We start from the raw sequence: 18,776 nt of genomic DNA, 5'->3' as shown, positions 1-18,776 counted from the left end.
TCTTCCGGTCGCAACCCGGCGGTCGGATTTTAAGGTTTCGCTCCGCCGACTTCGCGGATCGGCCGCGTCCCGTCCCAGGTGATCGCCGCCTGCCGGACCTTCTCGAAGAACGGCCCCTTGGTGCCGCTGATGTCGGAGACTTCGATGATGGTTCCTGGATGGGCCTGCGTGTCGAAATAGGCAAAGCGTCCCTTGTCTCCGCCGATCTGGCCTTCATGGCCTATCCTGTAGCCGAGCCCGAGTGCCTTGTCGTAGAGCGCCTGATAGTCGTGGCTCCAGTAGGACATGTGCTGGAGGCCCTCGTGGCCGGCGTCGAGGAATTCCTTGTACAGCGAGGGCGCATCGTTGCGCTGCTGGATCAGCTCGATCTGGAGATCGCCGGAATTGGCCAGCGCAATGCTCATCTCGACCGCGGAGTCCTGGCCGCGATGGCGGAACCAGTCGGTCTTGACGCGGTCCATGTAGTACCAGGGGCCGACGCCCATCACCTCGATCCAGTGCTTCATCGCGGCCTGGATGTCCCGCACGACGTATCCGTTCTGGCGCACCGCGCCGAAAATGCGGCTCATGCCCGCGCTCCCTTCTGATCGCTCGCGATCGTCACTTGACCTCGATGCCTGCATCCCTGGCAACCTGCTTCCAGGCCGCGATGTCGCGGGCGTTGATGTCGCGCTGCTCGTCGCCAGGCACGTATTGCGGCGTGATGCCGAGCCCCAAAAGCTTCTCCTTCACCTCGGCATCGCCCAGCGCGTCCTTCAACGCCGCCGACAATTTCTGTGCGATCGGGGGAGCGAGGCCGGCGGGACCATACATCGCCCAGGACAGGCTGCGGTCGAACGGCACGCCCTGTTCCTTGTAGGTTGCGACGTCAGGCAGGCTCGGCGAGCGCTCGCCGCAGGCGGCCAGCGCCTTGATAGAGCCGTCCTTCACCAGCGGCGTTGCGGTTGCCATGTCCAGCGTTGCAAGCGAGATGTGGCCGCCAAGCAGGTCGCCCGCGAGTTTGGCGATGCCGTTGAACGGCACGTGATCCATCTTGATGCCGGTCTGCTGCATCAGGATTTCCGCACAGAATTGTCCGGTCGAGCCGACGCCCCAGCTTCCGTACTGGATCGGCTCGCCCTTCTTGGAAAGCGCGATCAGGCTCCTGATGTCATTGGCAGGAAAATCCCTGGTCGCCACCAGCATGATCGAGGACGTCCCGATGCGTCCGATCGTCGTAAAATCCTTGATCGAATCGTAGGGCAGTTTTGGATAGATCGCCGGAGCCAGCACATGCGTGGTCATGCCGCCGACGGTGATGGTGTAGCCGTCGTTTGGCGACGCCGCGACCATCTGCGTGCCGAGTGTGCCGGCAGCACCCGTGTGGTTCTCGATATAGACGCCCTGTCCTAGCGTCTTGCCCATCTTGTCGGCGAGCAAGCGGCCGATCACGTCGCCGCCGCCGCCGGCCGCATAGGGCAGAAGCATTTTGATCTTGTGGGTGGGGTAGGCGGCAGGATCCTCGGCGTGTGCCGGCAGCGCCGCCGACAGCAATGCGAGCAACGACAGCGTGACGGTGCGCAGCTTCATGATGGTTCCCCCTAATCCTCGAAACGAAATCTGTAGGCCTCGCCATGCCGGATCACGCGGCCCGCAGTCGGCGCCGGAAAATGGCCGGTGAGCAGATAGCTCGGCGTGTCCGCAAGTTCTTCCAGCAGCGCCATCCGTGTTGCGACCGCTGCGGCCGGATCGACGTCGGCGGCGTTCGACAGCCACGGCGCCGCGCACTGGATGGGATGGTGGATGACGTCGCCGGACATCACCGCGTGATCGTGGCCGCCATTGAGGTGGATCTGCATGTTGCCGGCGGTATGGCCCGGTGCCGGCGCGAAGCGCAGGGCGGCATCACGATCGTCAAACAGGCGATGATCGGTCTCGACGAACTCGGCAAGGCCGGCCGCGACCACCGGCAGCACGGAGTCCTCGAACGAGCCATGGTTCACCGGGTTTTTCGGCGCAGCGTTGTGCGCGGCCTCGAAATGGCGGTACTCCTCGCGGCCTATCAAATAGCGCGCATTGGGAAAGGTCGGCACCCAGCGGCCGTCCACGAGGCGCGTGTTCCAGCCGACGTGGTCGACATGCAGATGCGTGCACATCACGAAGTCGACCTCTTCAGGGGCAACGCCCAGCGCCTGCATGTTGTCGAGATAAGGCCGGTTGAGGTTGTCCCACACCGGCACGCGCGGCCGCGGCTTGTGGTTGCCGCAGCAGGTGTCGACGATGGCAGTCCAGCGCGGCGTGCGCAAGAGATAGGAGTGGTGGCTGAGGATGAAGCGACTGGTCTCCGGCTCGATATAGCGATGATCGAGCCAGCTCCGGTTCTCCGCGATCACCGCGTCGGTGACGTTGGCGAACAGCCAGGTCTTGTCGAAGGCAAGCGAAGGGATCTCGCTGACGAGATCGATCCGCATGCTGCCGATCCTGACCTGCCGCATGGGCTCAGTTCTTCAGGAGATCGCCGAACGGCACCCAGCGCGTGCCGTCGAAGCGGATGAGCTGGAGGCTCGTCATCGGCGTGTAGTGCTCGGGCGAATTGTTCACCGCGGTGCCGTTGATCAGCATCGGCAGCTTTACGTCCTTGAGCGTCGTGGCCTGCTTCAGCACATTGGCACGGGTGAGGTCGTTTCCGGACGCCTTCAGCACCGTCACCAGCGTCTGCGCGATGGTGTAGCCGTAGACATTGAGCCAGTCGCTCTTGTTGGCGTCCGGCAAATACTTGTCCATGAACGCCAGCCATTCCTTATAGCCGGCGTCGTCCTTCGATGCGGGATCGGTGGCGTCCTTCAGGTACTGGCTGGAGATCACGCCGGTGGAATTGTCCTTGCCGGCCGGCTCCAGCACGCCGCTGATCGAGGCCGAGACGTTGGAGATGATGGTGACAGGCTTCCAGCCGATCTCGCCGATCTTGCGGATCGCCTGCGCTGCAAATTTCGGCGTCGCCGCCACCAGCACGACGTCTGCGCCGGCAGTCTTCAGTTGCAGGATCTGCGTGTCGACGGTCGGAGCCGAGGTCTCATAGGCCGCGCGCGCGACAATGGCCTCGCCGCTGCCGAGCCCTTCCTCCAACGCCTTCAGATAATCCTTGCCGAGATCGTCGTTCTGGTAGAGCACGCCGATCTTCGCGTTGGCATGGCTCGCCTTGATGTACTTCGCGTAGGCGATTGCCTCGTCGCGATAGGTCGGCTGCCAGCCGACGGTCCACGGAAAGCTCTTGGGATCGTCCCACTTCGCGGCGCCAGAGCCCAGGAAGAGCTGCGGCACCTTGCGGTCGTTGAGATATTTGTGCACGGCGCTGTTGGTCGGCGTGCCGACGCCGCCGAAGATCAGCAGCACCTCCTCGCTCTCGACCAGCCGCCGGGTCTGCTCCACCGTCTTCGGCGGGCTGTAGGCATCGTCCGCGATGATCATCTGGATGCGCCGGCCGTTGACGCCGCCGTCGTCGTTCACCTTGCGGAAATAGGCCTCCGCCGATTTCGCGATCTGCGCGAAGGCGGACACTGGCCCGCTCAGCGGCGCGGTGGTGCCGATCTTGATGGTCTTGTCGTCGGCGCCGGGATCGTATTTCGCGCTTTGGGCCTGAGCGGCACTGGCTGCGAACAGCGGCAACAGGATGCAGGCCGCACGAAGGCGAAGGCGGGCAAAGCGCGCCATGAGGTCGTCTCCCCAAAATTGCTCTCCGCCTCTCATTGGAGCGGAGTTGAAACGCGAGAACAGCGCCCGAAGCGGACTTGCGGGCCGCGACCGTCGCCGCCAAATTGGCGAAACGAACGATCGTTCGTACGGTTGACTAGCGAACGTTCGTTCGTTAGTCAAGCCACATGGCTGTCCACACCTCCAGCGCGGCGGAAGCGGCTGCGCCCACGACCCGCGAGCGCATCCTCAGCGAAGCGCTCAATCTGTTCGCGCAGAGCGGCTATGGCGGCGCCTCGATGCGCGAGCTTGCGCGCCGCGTCGGCATCCGCGAGAGCAGCCTCTACAACCATTTCTCCGGCAAGGCCGCGATCCTCGAAGCGATCGTGGCCGAGCACGGCCCCGCCAGTTCGGCGAGCCGGTTGGAAGAGCCGCGCTACAGGCATCTGGCGCGCCAGCCGGCCGCGTTCTGCCGTCAGTTCGCGCTTGATCTCGTCGAGCAATGGTCCGACCCGCGCGAGCACCAATTTCAGAAAGTAATCACCGCCGAGCGTAACCGCGTGCCCGGCATCCGCGCCAAATTCGCCGACCATTTCTATGCGCGCGAGCAGAGCATGATGACGGATTATTTTCGCGGTTTTGCGCTCGCCGGCCTGGTTACGACGCCAGATCCACGCGAGACCGCGCGGCTGTTCGCGGCCGGCCTGATCTACATCCGCCTCGAGCATTACGTGATGGGCGCGGCACCTTCGCCGCGGCCGAAAGTGATCGAGGCGATCGACCGCTATCTCGCCTTTTTCCTGTCGCTGATCGCGGCAGGCAATGGCGAAGACAACAAGAAACGAAAACCCAAGGGAGAAACGCGTGGCAAGGCTGCCCCTGATTGATCCGGAGACGACGAGCGGCGATATCCGCGCCTCGTTCGACCGCATGCCGGTCAAGCTCAACATCTTCCGCATGATGGCCCATGCCGAGGCCAACATGATCCCGGCGATGCGGCTCGGCAATTCGATCCTGCACAAGCAGAAGCTCTCAGCCGTCAACCGCGAGCTTTTGATCTTGCAGGCCGCCCAGTTAGAGGGCGGCGCCTATGAATGGCGCCAGCATGTTCCGATCGCGCTCGGCGTCGGCTGCACGCAAGGCCAGATCGATGCGGTCGAACGCACCGAATACGACTCTGCCGCATTGAGCGACGCGGAGCGAGCCTTGCTGAAATTCGGCCGCGAAATCGTGGAGAACGTCCGCGTGCCCGAGGCGACCTTCGCTGCCGCGCGAAAACACTTCAGCGATCAGGAGATCGTCGAATCCATCGTTGCGCTCGGCTTCTATATGATGATGGCGCGCCTGACCGAGGCAACCGAAACCGATCTCGATCCCGCGGCCGGCATGAAGGTCTATGACGGCGGCAAGAAGTAGGGCGGCTGAGATGGCGGAAATCGATAGCAAGCCGGAGCGTTACGTCCGTCCACCAAGCGCGGAGTCATTGGGCGAAGCGCCGGGCAGGGGACGCCTGAAGGGACGCCGTATCCTGATCGTCGGCGGCGGCCAGCGCGTGTTCGACGCCGCCACCGATCCAATCGGCAATGGCCGCGCCATGAGCATTTTGTGCGCACGTGAGGGCGCGAAGGTGGCGGTGGCAGATCTCAACCGGACGTCCGCACAGCAGACCGTCAAGCACATCACCGACGAAGGCGGCGAGGGTTTTGCCATCACTGCCGACGTCACGTCGGAGCCTGACGTCCAGCGCATGATCGAGGAGGCGCATCGCGCGATGGGCGGCCTTGACGGCATGGTGCTGAACATCGGCACCTTCGGCAAGACCGGCCTCGATGCCGTCAGCCCCGAGGAATGGAACAGGATCTACGACGTCAACGTCCGCGGTCCCATGCTGTGCTGCCGCGCCGCGATGCCGAAATTCGACAACGGCGGCGCCATCGTCTTCATCTCCTCGATCGCCGCGCTGAAAGCGGGATCGCAGATGGCGGTGTATGACTCGTCGAAAGCCGCGCTCGGCGGCCTCATGCGCAACATCGCCCATCTCGGCTCGCGCCGCGGCATCCGCGCCAACCTCGTCTATCCCGGCCTCGTCGACACCCCCAACGGCCGCGAAGCCGGCGCCGGCCGCCCCAGCCGCGGCAAGGGCCACGTCCCCTTCGGCCGGCAGGCCACCGCCTGGGAGATCGCCTATGCCGTGCTGTTCTTTCTGTCGGATGAAAGCGTCTACGTTACCGCACAGTCGCTCGCGGTGGATAGCGGCCTGAGCGGAATGTAAGACGCCAGCACAATCCGGCGGCGCGGAATTCGATGCCCCGGCGAGCAGAGTCTCTCTTCATTGCGGCGAGGACGCAATCTTCGGCGTTTGCGATTCGCTCATCTGCTCAAGTGCCTCCAGGACGGCCTCGCAGGCCTTCTCGGCTTCGGCGAAGGTACTGAAGGGGGAGCCGCCAAGCTTGATCGCGGACTTGTTTTCTTCGACCGGTCGCCATGAGGCAACCAGGCCGGGCTTTCCGTGAAGGCCAGGACCGGTGCGGCTTTCGTTACTGATCACGAACGAAAATCCGCCGCTGCAGGCCATCCAGATTTCAAGTTCATGCACCGGAGTCTCGACGCGCGTAAAGTGCAGGGTCATGTCTCTCTCCAGAGTTTGCTCCGCAGAATGGGCCACGGGCGCAAGCCGTCAGTTGTGCGAATCCCGGATAGCCGCAAGGTCCGAGGTCTCTGATCCCTCGACTTTCCATGCTGTCAAATCGCCCGGGAGCAGAATGGGATCGCTCTCAACCCGCCTGTTGCGGCTGACCCCTAAGCCAATGAGCCCGCCCAATACCAACGCGGAGCCTGCAATGATCAACCAATACGGCAAGTCCAACACGGGCATTGCAATTCTCCCACTGAGAGGAGCGCGTTACGCAATTGCCTGGCCGAAGCGCGAGCGGATTAACTTTGGATAAGTGTCTGTATTATGCGGCGCTTCAAGCTTCGTGCAAGGTACCCAAAAGGGGTAGATTTCTGACCTAAATTGCCGCCGGCGGGGGCAAGGGGAAGCGGCCGCTCAGCTGGCCGAGGCCAGCTTCCGTCATCCGGGAGTACAGCCTCATCGCGCGAGCTGCCCCGGCATTGCGTTGCGCTTCATCCGGGCTACGAACTCAGGCGCGAGCGCCGCACAATCGCGCGACGGGATGAAACTGCCGGGCAATTTTTGCAGCGTTGTGCGAAGTCCGCGCGCTACGACAAGGAAAGCCGACAGGAATCAACTGCGCTTTCGCTGGCACAAAAATTGCTGAATGTTTCCGCGCAATGATCACAGGAATTCGCGCCGTGACCAACGTCAGCTACACCGTCCCGCCGAACTGGACCGCAGGCTCCGACAAGACAAGCGCGAGCAAGAACAAGAATCCGAACGATCCGAACATGCTGACGACGGGCGCCTATGGCAACGCGTTCGAACTGTTGCTCGACAATCGAACCAACGGCGACGGCACCACCACGGAGACGCTGACCTACAAGAGCTACAGCGGCAAGACCAACGGCACGTTCTCGGCGACGGCCGAGACGGGGACGGGAGCCGATCTCGGCAGTGCCTACCAGGCCTTGCTCGCCACGCTTCAGGCCAATGGCGAGATGGACGACAAGACCGCCGCGCAGCTCGACGACGCCATGGGCAAGCTCGATACCCAATCCGAGAGCGGTGCCAAGGATGCCGAAGTGTCCGGCGGCGGCCTGCTGGTGCAGTCCGGCGGCCCGGTCTATTTCAACGGCATCTCGGCCTATCAGAACCAGTTCGTGGATTCGCTCGTCAACGAGCTGAGCACCAGGCTGAACCTCGACGCCAAGGCGTGACGGCAATTCATCGCCGGTGAAACCGGTTGGCAAAGCCGGCCCAACCCGCGCATGATGCGCGGGCGATCTCGGCCACATGTTTTCCCGGATAGATTCAAGACATGAAAACCACGCTGCTGAAGTCCGAAGACTACACCCGCTCGCCCTGGAAGAACGGCGGCGGCATCTTCACCGATATCGCGGATGCCCATCGCGCCGACGCGCCGGCGAGGGATTGGGACAGCCTGCTCTGGCGCTTTGCCTCCACGCCGATCGTGGCGCCCGGTCCCTTCTCCTACATGCCCGGCATCGACCGCCTGCAAATGGTCGTCGGTGGGCGCGGGCTGGTGCTGAAGTCGCCCAAGCGGGATTTTGACGAGCGTGAACCTTTTACGACGGTGCGCTTCACCGGCGAGATGGAGGTCGTGACCGCGCTCGAGGCGGGTCCCGTCGAGGTCGTCAACCTGATGGCCCGGCGCGGCGCGGCGGAGATCGAGCTGCTGGCACTCAGGGAACCCGGCGAGCGGCCATTGTCCGCCGGCACGCACCTGGTTTACGCGGTTTCCGGCGAATGCAGCATTCGTCTCAATGGCGAGGATATTGTCATCCCCGACGGCAGCACGCTGAAGGTCGAGCAGACCCAGGCGTCCAGATTGGGACTCGTCTCAGGGCTGGCGGTACTGGGATCGATTCAGCTCGTCGGCTAGATGGCAATCGCCCGGCGGATGCGCACAATCCATGCACATGGCTAGGTTGACGCCGCGGCGCCGGAACACGATATCTGCCCTGATCATGCGGACCGCCGCGCAAGCCACGATATGAACGGGCAGGATATGACCGCGCCAGACCAAAATCGCCCCACCACGCTATCCGACGGCGTCGTCGACTGGCTGACCAACGGCACGAGCGGCGAGCGCTTCGTCGACAACATCTTTGCCGAGATGTGCATCCGCCTCCAGCAGGCGGGCATTCCTCTCAAGCGGTCGACGATGCACGTCCGGATCCAGCATCCGCAATGGCTCGGCGCCGCCTTCATGTGGTTGGATGGCATGCGCGAGGCGAAGATCTCGCGGGTCGACTTCGATGTGCTCGAGCGATCCGAGTTCATCGGCAGCCCTGTCAGCGAAATGCTGGACGGTGCGAGCGAACTCCGCGAGAACCTCGAAGGCGATCCGTCGCTCGGCCGCAGGCACGCGGTCTATGACGAGATGCGCGCGAAAGGTCTGACCGACTACGTCGCCTGGCCGCTCCACCACACACTCGGCAAGCGCCATCTCGTCACCTTCGCGACCGATCGCCCCGGCGGCTTCGACGACGCGCATCTAGTTGCGCTCAAGAACGTGCTGCCGGTGCTGGCGCTGGTCAGCGAGATCCGCGTCAAGAACCGCCTGGCGCGAACGCTGCTCGAGACCTATGTCGGCTCCCATGCCGGCGAGCTCATCCTGGCCGGGGCCACGCGGCGCGGCACCGGCACGACGGTGCGTGCCGCGATCATGATCTGCGACCTCCGTGACTTCACGAAGATCTCGGACAACTGGCCGCGCGACGACGTCATCGATCTCCTCAACGACTATTTCGACGCGATGTCGGAGCCGATCGCGCGGCACGGCGGCGAAATCCTGAAATTCATCGGCGACGGCCTGCTCGCCATTTTCCCGCTCAGCGGGCCCGGCGCCTGCGCAAACCTGCTGCGCGCCGTGACTGAAGCCCGGCAGGCCATGGCCGCGCTGAACGAACGGAACAACGGGACCGGCCGCGCGCCGCTGAACTACGGCATCGGCGTCCACGTCGGCGACGTCATGTACGGCAATATCGGATCGTCCAGCCGGCTCGACTTCACCGTCATCGGTCCCGCCGTCAACATGGCCTCCCGTCTCGAAGCCCTGACCAAGCAGCTGGGACGACCGGTGCTGCTCTCGCGCGCCTTCGCCGAGCTGGTCGAGCGGGAGTTCGAGCTCGAGCATGTCGGCAAATACGAGGTGCGCGGCTTCAGCGATCCGATCGAGCTGTTTGCGTTTCACGGCTGAGGCGGCACGCTCGCCGCAGCCGTCCGGTTGAAATCTCGCTGACGCAAGATTGCCGATGACCCGCGCGCCGCCGTGCGGCATGGCGGAGAAATCCAGCTCCCTATTGGCAACGCCAGCTTGCCATCGTCCCGCACACCCCGGCATCTCCGAACGACGGTCGCTATCGCCGCCCGTCATGGCCTCGATGTGCCGTGATTAACGGTGCATGAGTGCGTCGCTGTGACGTTGATCCAGTTCCGGAATCGGGCGATCGCGCAAAGGCGCAGTTGTCGGGGTACGTCCCCTGCGCGCGACGGAAGTCGTGCTTATGGGCAATATCGGACGCGTTGTTGAAAGATATGTTCGCGCAGGACGCCTAGGTTGGCTTCACTGGCGGCGTTGCGATTGGTGCCGCAAGATTTGGTCGAGGACAGTCGATGCGGCTGCCTCGATGCAACAGAAAAGGTGATCGACACATCGGACGCGACCACAAGAGGAGACGACAATGCCAAACTGTTCCCAAGTTTCTGGAAGTCGAACCGCTCGCTGTGCCGCGTGCGACGGCAAGTTTGGTCTGGTCCGCTACTACTCTTGGCGAAAGCCCCTTTGCTCGAAAAAGTGCGTCGAACGTTTGGCGACGCGCCGGCAGGGTGAGCGCGACTGGTTCGGTCGATTTCCGTCGGTTGTCGACATGTTTTCAGAAAACCGCGCGAGGCGCCTATGACCATGCAGATGTCACGACGAGGAAAGGAATATCTCGAGACGGCGCAGAGCCTGCTGCGCGCGGCCCGGACCATGACGGACATCGTGGTCGCGACGCGTCTCGAGATGCTGGCCAATGACTATCAGCGGCGCGCCGAAAAGGCATCAAGCGTCGATGCGGCGAGGTCATCGGCGCGTTCGGCCGGCACGCGATACGAATCGTACCCGTGATTGCGGGTTGCGCGGTGAGCCGGTCGCCCAATCAGGGCCGTCTGGTCAGTTTCCTCTCTTGCCACCCCGTGGAGCCGATATGGGCGAAGTTGTTCGACTGGTCACAAGAGCCGAGCGCGAGCGTGCGCGGCTGATCCGCGAAGCGCGCGCTAACTATGACGCCGTGTTTCCGCGGGCCGATCCCGACGGCGAGCGGCCCGTCGAGCCGCGGTCGACCACTCGGGCGGCGACGCAGAGCCCGAGTACGTCGAAGGAGCTCTCGTGACATGATCAAGATCATTGCCGTGCTCTGCAGCCTCTCGTCGCCGACAGATTGCCACGAGCAGATCGTCACGACCTCGGATTTCGCTGACGTGACGATGCAGTCCTGTCTGATGGGAGCGCCGCAGCTCGCCGAATGGATGGCGCAGCATCCAGCCGAACGTCTCGCGGCGTGGCGCTGCTCGATCGGCAAGCAGGAGGCACGCAGGGGAGCGTAGGGTGCGAGGAGCCCTGTTGCCAATGCAGGAATGTGCGAATACGTTGGTCGCAGGTCCGCCCAAACGTTCCTTCGACTGGCCGCGCGTTCATGCCAAAATTCCTTCGCATCGGAGTCCATCAGTCGAACGTATCGGGATACACGTCGAAGGCGTGGTGTGTCAGGCGCGTCGGCTCGGCGGTTTTCCTGAAGTGGGGCGGCGTGGAGGTCCAAGGCACCGGCGCCGGGCGCAAGGTCTACTGGACGCGCTCGCCGCAGGAGAAGACAGTTCGGTGCGGCACGGCGCAGCGTGCCCAGGATTACGCAAAGGCCGCGATCGCGCGGCGCCGCAGCCATCGCTATGAGCCGCTGGTCGGAGCTATCGCGCTCCGGCGCCGCCCCGCCGAGCGCGGCACCGACCTCAAGCGGGCGCTCGCCACCATCCTGATCGTCGATATCGTCGGCTCCACCGCCAAGGCCGCGAAGCTCGGCGATGCGCGCTGGACCAAGGTGATGGGCCATTATTACGCAGCCGTCCGCAAGGAGCTGAAGAGCTCGCGCGGAAAGGAAGTCGTGACGACGGGCGACGGCGTGCTGGCGACGTTCAAGGCGCCGGCTGCCGGGATCAGTTGCGCGACCGCGATCCAGAAGGCGGTGCGCACGCTGGGGCTAGAGATCAGGGTCGGCCTGCATGCGGGCGAGTATACGATCAGCGGCGACGAAATGGTCGGTCTCGCCTTCCACATCGGCACCCGCGTCGCCGCGAAAGCGCGGGCCGGCGAAGTCTTGGTCTCGAGCGCGGTCAAGGATTTGCTGAAGGCACAATCGACCATCAGCTTCAGGGATCACGGCATGCACCAGCTCAAGGGCGTGCCGGAGCGGTGGAGGCTGTTTCGGGTGGAGGAGTGAGGGGCCCCGCAAGTGCAGTTACAAGCTCGTCGCTCGCACCGTCGCGGCTGCGCCGCGCGGAAACCAGGCCCTCGAGCTCGACGCGAACGCGGTCGACGACGCTGGCCCAGTCGCCTCTCTTCGGTTGCCGGAACAGCCTCATGGAGCGATACCACGGGCTGTCGTCTCGGTTGAGCAGCCAGCGCCAATCCGGGTTGAAAGGCAACATCGTCCAGACCGGAGCGCCAATCGCGCCGGCGAGGTGAACGACGCTGGTGTCGACCGAGATCTCCAGATCGAGGCAGCAAACCAGCGCCGCCGAGCAGGAACAGGAACTGGTTCTTGTCCATGCGCCGCCCTCACTTCACGGGATAGAGCAGGAAGCGCGCGTTGATCCGCGCGAACATCTGCATCAGCATCCACGACATCGCGAGATAGAGCAGCGTGACGACGCCATAGACCTCGAAGCTGCGGAACGTGTTGGTCTCGATCGCCTGTCCGACCGAGGTCAGCTCATAGGCCGAGATCGCCGATGCGATGCTCGTCGTGAGTGTCAGCATGATGAACTGGCTGGTCAGCGACGGGAAAATCGCGCGCAGCGCCGGCTTCAGCACGATCAGGCGGAAGATCAGGGTCCGGCTCAGGCCGAGCGCCAGTCCCGCCTCGACCTGCCCCTTGTTGGTCGACTGCACGCCGCCGCGGATGATCTCGATCGCATAGGCGCCGCCGTTGACGCCGAGCGCGATGATCGCGGTCAGCGTGGGATCGAGGCGGATGCCGACCATCGGCAGCGCGAAGAAGACGAAGTAGATCTGGCCGAGGAACGGCGTGTTGCGGATCGCCTCGACGAACGCGATGGCGAGCCAGCGCAGCGGCGCGAGCCGGGAATCGCGCAGCAGCACGCCGCCGATCCCGATGATCAGCGCCAGCACCATGCCCGACAGCGCCAGGCCGAGCGTGCCGGCGCAGCCCCAGAGCAACTCCGGCAGGCCCTCGATCACGGGTCCGAAATCGAACTTGTAGTTCACCTCGCTCCTCCCTCCGGGCTGCCCTCTTGGCGTGGCCGGGCCGCCCTCTTGGCGTGGCTTGGCCCGTTCGCGTCTGTCCGACGGCGGTGAAAGCCGTTCTCTAGGTCGTTGCCTGCTCACCTTGCCCGAGCGCCGCGTAGCGCTCGCGCAGGTCGATGCGCCGTCGCGCCGTCGCGGCCTCTGCGATCGCGAGCGTCACCAGCAGGCTTCGCGCGCCGTCCTCGACCGATTGCAGCGACGGCGCCACGCCCCGGACCACGTCGCGGAAATGATCGAGCTGGGCGACGTAAGGATCGATCGACGCCGCATGATTGGCCTGCGCCTGGATCGGCTTGTTCCAGTCCTGCGCGCCGCCTTCCTGCGTCCATTGATCGAGACTTGGAAATTCGATCGCGCCGCGGCGACCCATCAGGCGGTAGCTGCTCTGGCCGCTGAACGGAAACTCCGGCGCCTCGCCGAGACCCTGCTCCATCGTCCAGGGCGTCACCGCGCAATCGCTGAGGAAAAATGTCCCGAGCGCGCCGTTCTCGAACTCGAGCAGCGCGGCGGCGGTATCCTCGACTGCGAAGCCGCGCTGCCGGTTCGCGGCGATGGCCTCCACGGCAACGATCTCGCCGACCGCGAAGCGCAGGAAGTCGATCTCGTGGATCAGATTGATCAGGATCGGCCCGCCACCGGCCTGCGACCGCCAGGGCGCCGCGTTGAAATAGTCCGCCGGCTTGTGCGTGGCCCAGATCGCCGAAACGCCGACGACATCGCCGATGCGGCCCTCGCCAAGCAGCGCCTTGAGCGCCTTCACCTGCCTATGATGGCGGCGGTGATGCCCGACCAGCGACCGGATGCCGGCCTTGCGGACCTCGGCGATCAGGCCGGCGGCGGTCTCCAGCGTATCGGTGACCGGCTTTTCGATCAGGATATGGATGCCGGCCCGCGCGCATGCGATGCCGTTCTCGGCGTGGAGCTGATTGGGCGATGCGATGATCACGGCCTCGGGCCGCGCTTCGTCGAGCAGCTTCCGGTAGTCCGCGAAGACGCGTGCGCCGGGCTGCTCGGCTGCGACCTGCTCGGCGTTGACGTCGGCGATGCCGGCGAGCTCGTAGTCGCCATGCTCGGCCAGCTTGCGCAGATGCTTGCGCCCGATCAATCCTGCGCCGATCACGCCAATCCTGATTTTTGTCATCTCGTGCATTCCGTTGGGTTTAGGCCCAGCCGTGACAGTCGCGGCGTCTGGCGCCGCGGGCACGGCCTTCGAGCAAGTTCCTGGTCGCGTTGAACGCCGTGGCGATCCGCTCTCTCGCGTCGAGTGCCGGCAACGGCATCTCGACGCTGAGGGCGGTGTCGGCGGGCAGGGCCTCCAGCAGTGCGCCGAGCGGCAGAGCGCCGTCGCCGGGCGGTAGCCGTCCCGCGCGCGCCTCGGCGATGATGGCCCCGTCCGTTGCCGGCGCTTCGGCGGCGGCATCGCAGAGTTGCGCGGCGCGAAGCCAATGGTCGGGAAGCGGGATCAGGTCGGCGGCACGGCCGCCGGAGCGCGCCAGGTGCAACGCGTCGACCAGGATGGAGCCGTTGGTCTGCCCTGCGTCGCGGATGACCGCCGCGGCCTGCGCCAAATTGCCGATCGCGCGCCAACGCATGAATTCGAGGTCGACGCGCAGTCCGAACGACGCGGCGAGTTGGCAGAGCTCGGCGAAACGCGCGGTGAGCCGGGACCGATCCGGATCGTCGCCCGAAGCGATGATCGCGGTGGCGCCGAGATCGGCGCCGGCTTCGAGACAGCCTGCGAGCGAGGAGATGTCGATGGCGGGCTTGAGCTGGACCAGCTCGACGTCGCTGACCCGTACGCCCTCGCCGTCAAGCACGCGCTTCAGCGCACGGTGGGCTTCGGTGCCGACCTGCGTCGGATAGGCCGGCCCGTCGCTGGTTGCCGGGATGAAGCGTAGCGCGACGGCGGCAAACCCGGCTCGCGCCGCCTCGGCAACCAGCGCCGTGGGCGCAAGCTCCAACGCGGTGAGATGGGCAAGGCCGAGTGCGGTCATGACCTGCTTTCCTGCACAGGCGATCACGGCATTCGGGAGCTGGCGCGGCGGTCGCCGATCAGGCGCATGTGTCTCCTCCCTTCTAATTAATCTATAGGTTAATTAATAATTATCCAATGGGATAATTGATGTCAAGGGCGCTCGATTGCGCTATGGATGGGCGGCGAGGCCGCGACCGGCCGCCGTGAAGGACCAAAGGGCCAGATGCCAGGTGTGAAGAAGCAGCCCGTCCGGGCGGCGAAGCCGGTGCCGATCAAGCGGCGCGACCGCGAGCGGACGCGGCAGGAGATCCTCGACATCGCCTTCGAGGAGTTCGCCGAGAACGGCTTGTCCGGCGGCAATACCGACGCCATCGCCGCCCGCGCCAACATCACCAAGCGGCTGATCTTCTACTATTTCAACTCGAAGGAAGAGCTGTTCACCGCGGTGCTGGAAATGGCCTATGCGGAGATGCGCGCCGCCGAGGAGGATCTGCATCTCGAGGCGCTGGAGCCGGAGGCCGCGATCCGCCGGCTTGCCGAATTCACCTTCGATTTCCACCAGGCCCATCCGCAATTCGTCCGCCTCGTCAGCGTCGAGAACATCCATCGCGGACGGCACATGGCCATCAGCCGCAGGCTCAAGGAGATGACGCAGCCGAGCATCAGCCAGATTGCCAAGGTGCTGGAGCGCGGCGCGGCCTGCGGCGCGATCCGGCCCGGCATCGATCCGGTCGAGCTGCACATGACGCTGAATGCGCTGAGCTTCTTCGCGGTCGCCAACCGTCACACCTTCGAGGCGCAATTCGCCTTCGACATGTCCTCACCAAAGGCTAGGGCTCAGCGCCGCGCCGAGATCGCCGATCTGCTGTGGCGTTGTGTGCGGGGGGATTGAACGGCGGCGGCGTGAAGATCTCGCGCGGCCGGAGCAGGCAGGGCCGTCCGGCCGCCTTCAAAGCTCCCGTCCAATCAAGCGGTCCGCCGAAAATCGCCCGCCGCCCCGAAACGACATGTGCAGGGCAACGAGGCCCATCAGGAACGGGTACTCCATGCCGCGATCGATCCAGGCCCATTTGGGGTAATGGATCAGGCAGATCATCGCCATCTGCACGGCGACCATCGGCGCGACGAGGCGGGTGAACAGCCCCGCGGCGAGCATGATGGCCCCGATGGTTTCCAGCAGCATCACGAAATAGCCGAACGCCACCGGGGCCGGAAAATGCAATGAATTGGTTATGAAATTGATGGAGCTCGCGAACGGATTGGCCATGGCGCCGTGGGACTCGCCGAGCAATTTCGGCAAGCCGTGCGTGAACAGGATCAATCCGAAGGCAACGCGCAGAAACGCATAGGAAACGGGATTGGCGATCTCGTAGAAATTTCGCAAGCCAGGCAACAGCAGGGACGCGGGGCTGTGCCGTGGGGCCCCGCCCGTGATCGCATCGCTCATGGTCATGATCTCCAGACGATGCGGCTTCAGATGATGCCGCCATTGGCGCGCAGGATCTGGCCGTTGATCCAGCCGCCATCGGGCCCGACCAGGAACGAGATCGCGCGCGCGATGTCGTCGGGTTCGCCGAGTCGATGGAGCGGCGTCCGGTCGATGATCGGCGAGATGTCGTGCTGGTTGGCGTTGTGGAACAGCTCGGTGTTGACTGGGCCCGGCGCGATCGCGTTGACCGTGATCCGCCTCACGCCCAGCTCCTTCGAGAGGATGTGGGTGATCGCCTCGATGCCGGCCTTGGTCGCGGCGTAAGCCGCATAGGTCGGCTGATAAAGCCCGACCACGCTCGTCGAGAAATTGACGATCCGGCCGCCCTCGCGCAGCCGCTTCGCCGCTTCACGCAGCGCATAGAAGGTGCCGGTGAGGTTGATCGCGATGGTCTGGTCCCACACCTCGTCGGTGGTCTGGGCCAGTGGGGCGACCTTCATGATCCCGGCATTGTTGACGAGCACGTCGACGCCGCCGAATGCCGTCTCGGCCGCGTCGAACAGTGCGCGCACGTCGGCCAGCTTGCTGATGTCGGCCTTGACCGCAATCGCCGCTCCGCCGGCGGCCTTGATCTTCGCCACCAGCGCCTCGGCCGGCGCAGCGCCGCTCGCATAGTTGACGACGACGGCGAGGCCGTCCCGCGCCAGCCGCTCGGCGACCGCCGCGCCAATGCCCTTCGAGCTGCCGGTGACGATGGCTGTGCGTGGGTGCTGGGTGGTCATGGTGGGGTCTCCCTGTTTGATGGGGAGATAATAGGCAGGGAGGTTGGCTGGATAATCCCGCTGGAATTGGCTTCACTGTTCGGGTGGGACGAACAGTGAATGGTGCGGTATCCGCCGCTGACGGCTTGGCGGCCCTTACCTTGGCATGAGGGAGGTCACCACCTCAACGTCACCGCAGCCCCGTGCCTGTGTCAGCGCCACGCATCCTGTGGCGCGGCTGCACTGGCGGTCCGTCGCCGTGCCGGCAGGAAAAGCCCCGCAATCGCGCCGGCCAACGACAGCATTGCGGCGAGGCGCATCGCCGCAGCAAATCCGCTCTCGAAATGCGCGGCCGAGTAGGCCCCGCCGTTGGCCGAGAAGCTCGCCACCAGCGCAGCGATGCCGAACATGCCGCCGAGGAAGCGGCCCATGTTGAAGACGCCGGACGCCTTGCCCATTTCAGCCACCGCGACTGAGCTCAGGATCGCGTTCTGCGCTGCCGGCATCGCCATTGAGACGCCGACGCCGGCCAGCACCAGCGGCGCGACCAAGGCGGAGTAGGCAACCGCGGGGCTCACGATCTCCGCGATCCAGCCAAGGCCGATCGCCTGCATCAGCAATCCCGTCACCACCAGCGGCCGCTCGCCGAACCTGTTGACGACCGCGCCGGCGATCGGGGCGGTGACGAACAGCGTCGCTGTCCAGGGCAGCAGGCGAAGTCCGGCGCCGAAGGCGTCGAAGCCCAGGGCGGTCTGCAGGAACTGCGGCAGCAGGAACAATACGCCATACATCGCGGCGTAGAACAGGACGCTTGCGGACATGCCGGAGGCGAGGGCGCGCGATGCAAACAGCCGCATCGGCACCATCGGCGCGGCTGCGCGCAATTCCCAGAGCACGAAGCCGGCTGTGAACACGAGGCCTGACATCAGCGTGCCCATGACCTCAGCGCTCGCCCATCCCACTGCGTTGCCGCGCAACAGGCTCCAGACCAGCGCGAGCGCCGCGAGGGCGACGAGAGCCAGTCCGGGGATGTCCAATGCGGCAGCCGGTCCGAAGCTTTCGCGCAAGCGTGCCAGCACCAGGGCGATCGCGATCAGGCCGATCGGCAGGTTGATCCAGAACACCCAGCGCCAGCCGAGATGTTCGGTAATGAAGCCGCCGATGGCGGGGCCGATGATCAGCGCGCAGCCGGTGATGCTGGCGAAAATGCCGAGCGCGCGGGCGCGCTCCTCGCGGCCGAACGTGCCGCTCAGGATCGCCATCGCCAGCGGCATCACCAAAGCGGCGCCGGCGCCCTGCAGCGCGCGGGCGGCGATCAGCGCGGTGGCATTGCCGGCGAGCGCACAGGCCGCCGACGCAACGACGAACAGGGCGATCCCGGCCGCGAACATGCGGCGGCGACCGAAGCGGTCGCCGAGCGCGGCGCCGGTCAGGAGCAGCACGGCGAAGGTCAGGTTGAAGGCGTTGACGGTCCATTGCAGCGTCTCGACCGGGCTGCCGAATTCGGCGCGGATGGTCGCGAATGCCGTCGTAATGATCATGGCGTCCAGCGCCATCATGAAGGATGCCAGCGCGGTGACGCCGAGCACCCAGTTCTTCTCGGCGCGATTGGTCGGGGTCTGCATCGCCCTCTCTCCGTGTGTTGCGCCACCCTGTCGCGGCGCGTTCTGCCGGCTAGACGAGGCCGGAGGGGCAAAGGATGCGGCCGGAAATAATTTTTTCCGGGCCGCATCCTTCGCCGGTCGCCAAACGTCCTTGGGGATGACGCGGCCATT

22 protein-coding genes are annotated in these 18,776 nt (G+C 64.9%); 11 read left to right on the top strand and 11 right to left on the bottom strand.

All coding sequences use genetic code 11. The features are described 5' to 3' along the window. Nucleotides 1–29: 29 nt before the first annotated feature. From IVB46_RS07405 to IVB46_RS07390, 4 genes are read right to left on the bottom strand one after another with little or no spacing between them, the layout of a single operon-like run. On the bottom strand, nt 30–569 hold the full coding sequence (locus IVB46_RS07405; protein ID WP_247311757.1) for a VOC family protein: 540 nt from the start codon (nt 567–569) through the stop codon (nt 30–32). A gap of 31 nt (nt 570–600) precedes the next feature. Then, on the bottom strand, nt 601–1,569 hold the full coding sequence (locus tag IVB46_RS07400) for a tripartite tricarboxylate transporter substrate binding protein (protein ID WP_247342385.1): 969 nt from the start codon (nt 1,567–1,569) through the stop codon (nt 601–603). Nucleotides 1,570–1,580: 11 nt separating this feature from the next. Next, on the bottom strand, nt 1,581–2,474 hold the full coding sequence (locus tag IVB46_RS07395) for an MBL fold metallo-hydrolase (RefSeq protein WP_247311764.1): 894 nt from the start codon (nt 2,472–2,474) through the stop codon (nt 1,581–1,583). A 4-nt stretch (nt 2,475–2,478) separates the two neighbouring features. After that, the gene (locus IVB46_RS07390) at nt 2,479–3,690 is read right to left on the bottom strand and encodes an ABC transporter substrate-binding protein (RefSeq protein WP_247311767.1); all 1,212 of its coding nucleotides are present in this window, start codon (nt 3,688–3,690) and stop codon (nt 2,479–2,481) included. 167 nt (nt 3,691–3,857) lie between these two features. Between IVB46_RS07390 and IVB46_RS07385 the strand changes: the two genes are divergently transcribed. The 3 genes from IVB46_RS07385 to IVB46_RS07375 are packed head-to-tail and all read left to right on the top strand — an operon-like array spanning nt 3,858 to nt 5,941. Continuing rightward, on the top strand, nt 3,858–4,556 hold the full coding sequence (locus tag IVB46_RS07385; protein WP_247311770.1) for a TetR/AcrR family transcriptional regulator: 699 nt from the start codon (nt 3,858–3,860) through the stop codon (nt 4,554–4,556). Beyond that, a complete protein-coding gene (locus IVB46_RS07380) occupies nt 4,534–5,085 on the top strand; it encodes a carboxymuconolactone decarboxylase family protein (RefSeq protein ID WP_247311773.1) in 552 nt (183 codons plus the stop codon). The genes IVB46_RS07385 and IVB46_RS07380 overlap by 23 nt, the downstream gene beginning before the upstream one ends. A gap of 10 nt (nt 5,086–5,095) precedes the next feature. Next, a complete protein-coding gene (locus IVB46_RS07375; RefSeq protein WP_247311776.1) occupies nt 5,096–5,941 on the top strand; it encodes an SDR family oxidoreductase in 846 nt (281 codons plus the stop codon). A 57-nt stretch (nt 5,942–5,998) separates the two neighbouring features. Here IVB46_RS07375 and IVB46_RS07370 read toward each other — a convergent pair whose 3' ends face one another. Continuing rightward, on the bottom strand, nt 5,999–6,298 hold the full coding sequence (locus IVB46_RS07370) for a hypothetical protein (protein WP_247311779.1): 300 nt from the start codon (nt 6,296–6,298) through the stop codon (nt 5,999–6,001). Between the two features lie 686 nt (nt 6,299–6,984). Between IVB46_RS07370 and IVB46_RS07365 the strand changes: the two genes are divergently transcribed. From IVB46_RS07365 to IVB46_RS07335, 7 genes are all read left to right on the top strand, one after another. Then, on the top strand, nt 6,985–7,506 hold the full coding sequence (locus IVB46_RS07365) for a hypothetical protein (protein ID WP_247311781.1): 522 nt from the start codon (nt 6,985–6,987) through the stop codon (nt 7,504–7,506). Nucleotides 7,507–7,607: 101 nt separating this feature from the next. Further along, nucleotides 7,608–8,192: a HutD family protein gene (locus IVB46_RS07360; RefSeq protein ID WP_247311784.1), complete on the top strand. Its 585-nt coding sequence runs from the start codon at nt 7,608–7,610 to the stop codon at nt 8,190–8,192. Between the two features lie 126 nt (nt 8,193–8,318). Further along, entirely contained in the window at nt 8,319–9,512 is a 1,194-nt protein-coding gene (locus IVB46_RS07355; RefSeq protein WP_063986667.1) for an adenylate/guanylate cyclase domain-containing protein, read from the top strand. 699 nt (nt 9,513–10,211) lie between these two features. After that, the gene (locus tag IVB46_RS07350; RefSeq protein WP_063985337.1) at nt 10,212–10,424 is read left to right on the top strand and encodes a hypothetical protein; all 213 of its coding nucleotides are present in this window, start codon (nt 10,212–10,214) and stop codon (nt 10,422–10,424) included. A gap of 79 nt (nt 10,425–10,503) precedes the next feature. Then, nucleotides 10,504–10,689 carry a hypothetical protein gene (locus IVB46_RS07345; protein WP_085403277.1) on the top strand — a complete coding sequence of 62 codons (186 nt, stop codon included), beginning with the start codon at nt 10,504–10,506 and terminating at the stop codon, nt 10,687–10,689. Nucleotide 10,690: 1 nt separating this feature from the next. Beyond that, a complete protein-coding gene (locus tag IVB46_RS07340) occupies nt 10,691–10,903 on the top strand; it encodes a hypothetical protein (RefSeq protein WP_014497603.1) in 213 nt (70 codons plus the stop codon). A gap of 89 nt (nt 10,904–10,992) precedes the next feature. Beyond that, nucleotides 10,993–11,790 (top strand): adenylate/guanylate cyclase domain-containing protein, encoded by a 798-nt coding sequence (locus tag IVB46_RS07335; protein WP_247311787.1) that lies wholly within the window; start codon nt 10,993–10,995, stop codon nt 11,788–11,790. A gap of 338 nt (nt 11,791–12,128) precedes the next feature. On the opposite strand, the gene IVB46_RS07325 is transcribed toward IVB46_RS07335, so the two are convergent. The 3 genes from IVB46_RS07325 to IVB46_RS07315 all read right to left on the bottom strand — a co-directional run bounded on the left by IVB46_RS07325 (nt 12,129) and on the right by IVB46_RS07315 (nt 14,830). Beyond that, complete coding sequence (locus tag IVB46_RS07325; RefSeq protein WP_247311791.1) at nt 12,129–12,797, bottom strand: amino acid ABC transporter permease; 669 nt, start codon at nt 12,795–12,797, stop codon at nt 12,129–12,131. A 100-nt stretch (nt 12,798–12,897) separates the two neighbouring features. Further along, the gene (locus IVB46_RS07320; protein WP_247311794.1) at nt 12,898–13,977 is read right to left on the bottom strand and encodes a Gfo/Idh/MocA family oxidoreductase; all 1,080 of its coding nucleotides are present in this window, start codon (nt 13,975–13,977) and stop codon (nt 12,898–12,900) included. Nucleotides 13,978–13,996: 19 nt separating this feature from the next. Beyond that, nucleotides 13,997–14,830, bottom strand: coding sequence for a TIM barrel protein (locus IVB46_RS07315; protein ID WP_247311797.1), 834 nt, complete (start codon nt 14,828–14,830; stop codon nt 13,997–13,999). 204 nt (nt 14,831–15,034) lie between these two features. On the opposite strand from IVB46_RS07315, the gene IVB46_RS07310 reads away from it, so the two are divergent. After that, entirely contained in the window at nt 15,035–15,703 is a 669-nt protein-coding gene (locus tag IVB46_RS07310) for a TetR/AcrR family transcriptional regulator (RefSeq protein WP_247311799.1), read from the top strand. A gap of 57 nt (nt 15,704–15,760) precedes the next feature. Here IVB46_RS07310 and IVB46_RS07305 read toward each other — a convergent pair whose 3' ends face one another. The 3 genes from IVB46_RS07305 to IVB46_RS07295 all read right to left on the bottom strand — a co-directional run bounded on the left by IVB46_RS07305 (nt 15,761) and on the right by IVB46_RS07295 (nt 18,626). Then, nucleotides 15,761–16,258: a DoxX family protein gene (locus tag IVB46_RS07305; protein WP_167768142.1), complete on the bottom strand. Its 498-nt coding sequence runs from the start codon at nt 16,256–16,258 to the stop codon at nt 15,761–15,763. Nucleotides 16,259–16,284: 26 nt separating this feature from the next. Beyond that, on the bottom strand, nt 16,285–17,022 hold the full coding sequence (locus IVB46_RS07300; protein ID WP_028158991.1) for an SDR family oxidoreductase: 738 nt from the start codon (nt 17,020–17,022) through the stop codon (nt 16,285–16,287). 191 nt (nt 17,023–17,213) lie between these two features. Next, complete coding sequence (locus IVB46_RS07295; protein WP_247311802.1) at nt 17,214–18,626, bottom strand: DHA2 family efflux MFS transporter permease subunit; 1,413 nt, start codon at nt 18,624–18,626, stop codon at nt 17,214–17,216. Between the last annotated feature and the right edge of the window lie 150 nt (nt 18,627–18,776).

Origin of the sequence: Bradyrhizobium sp. 61 (assembly GCF_023073075.1) — a bacterium.
In the GTDB taxonomy this organism is placed as follows: Bacteria; Pseudomonadota; Alphaproteobacteria; order Rhizobiales; family Xanthobacteraceae; genus Bradyrhizobium; species Bradyrhizobium barranii.
Note: the sequence above shows the minus strand (reverse complement) of the source record. Positions and strands in the feature narration are given on the sequence as shown.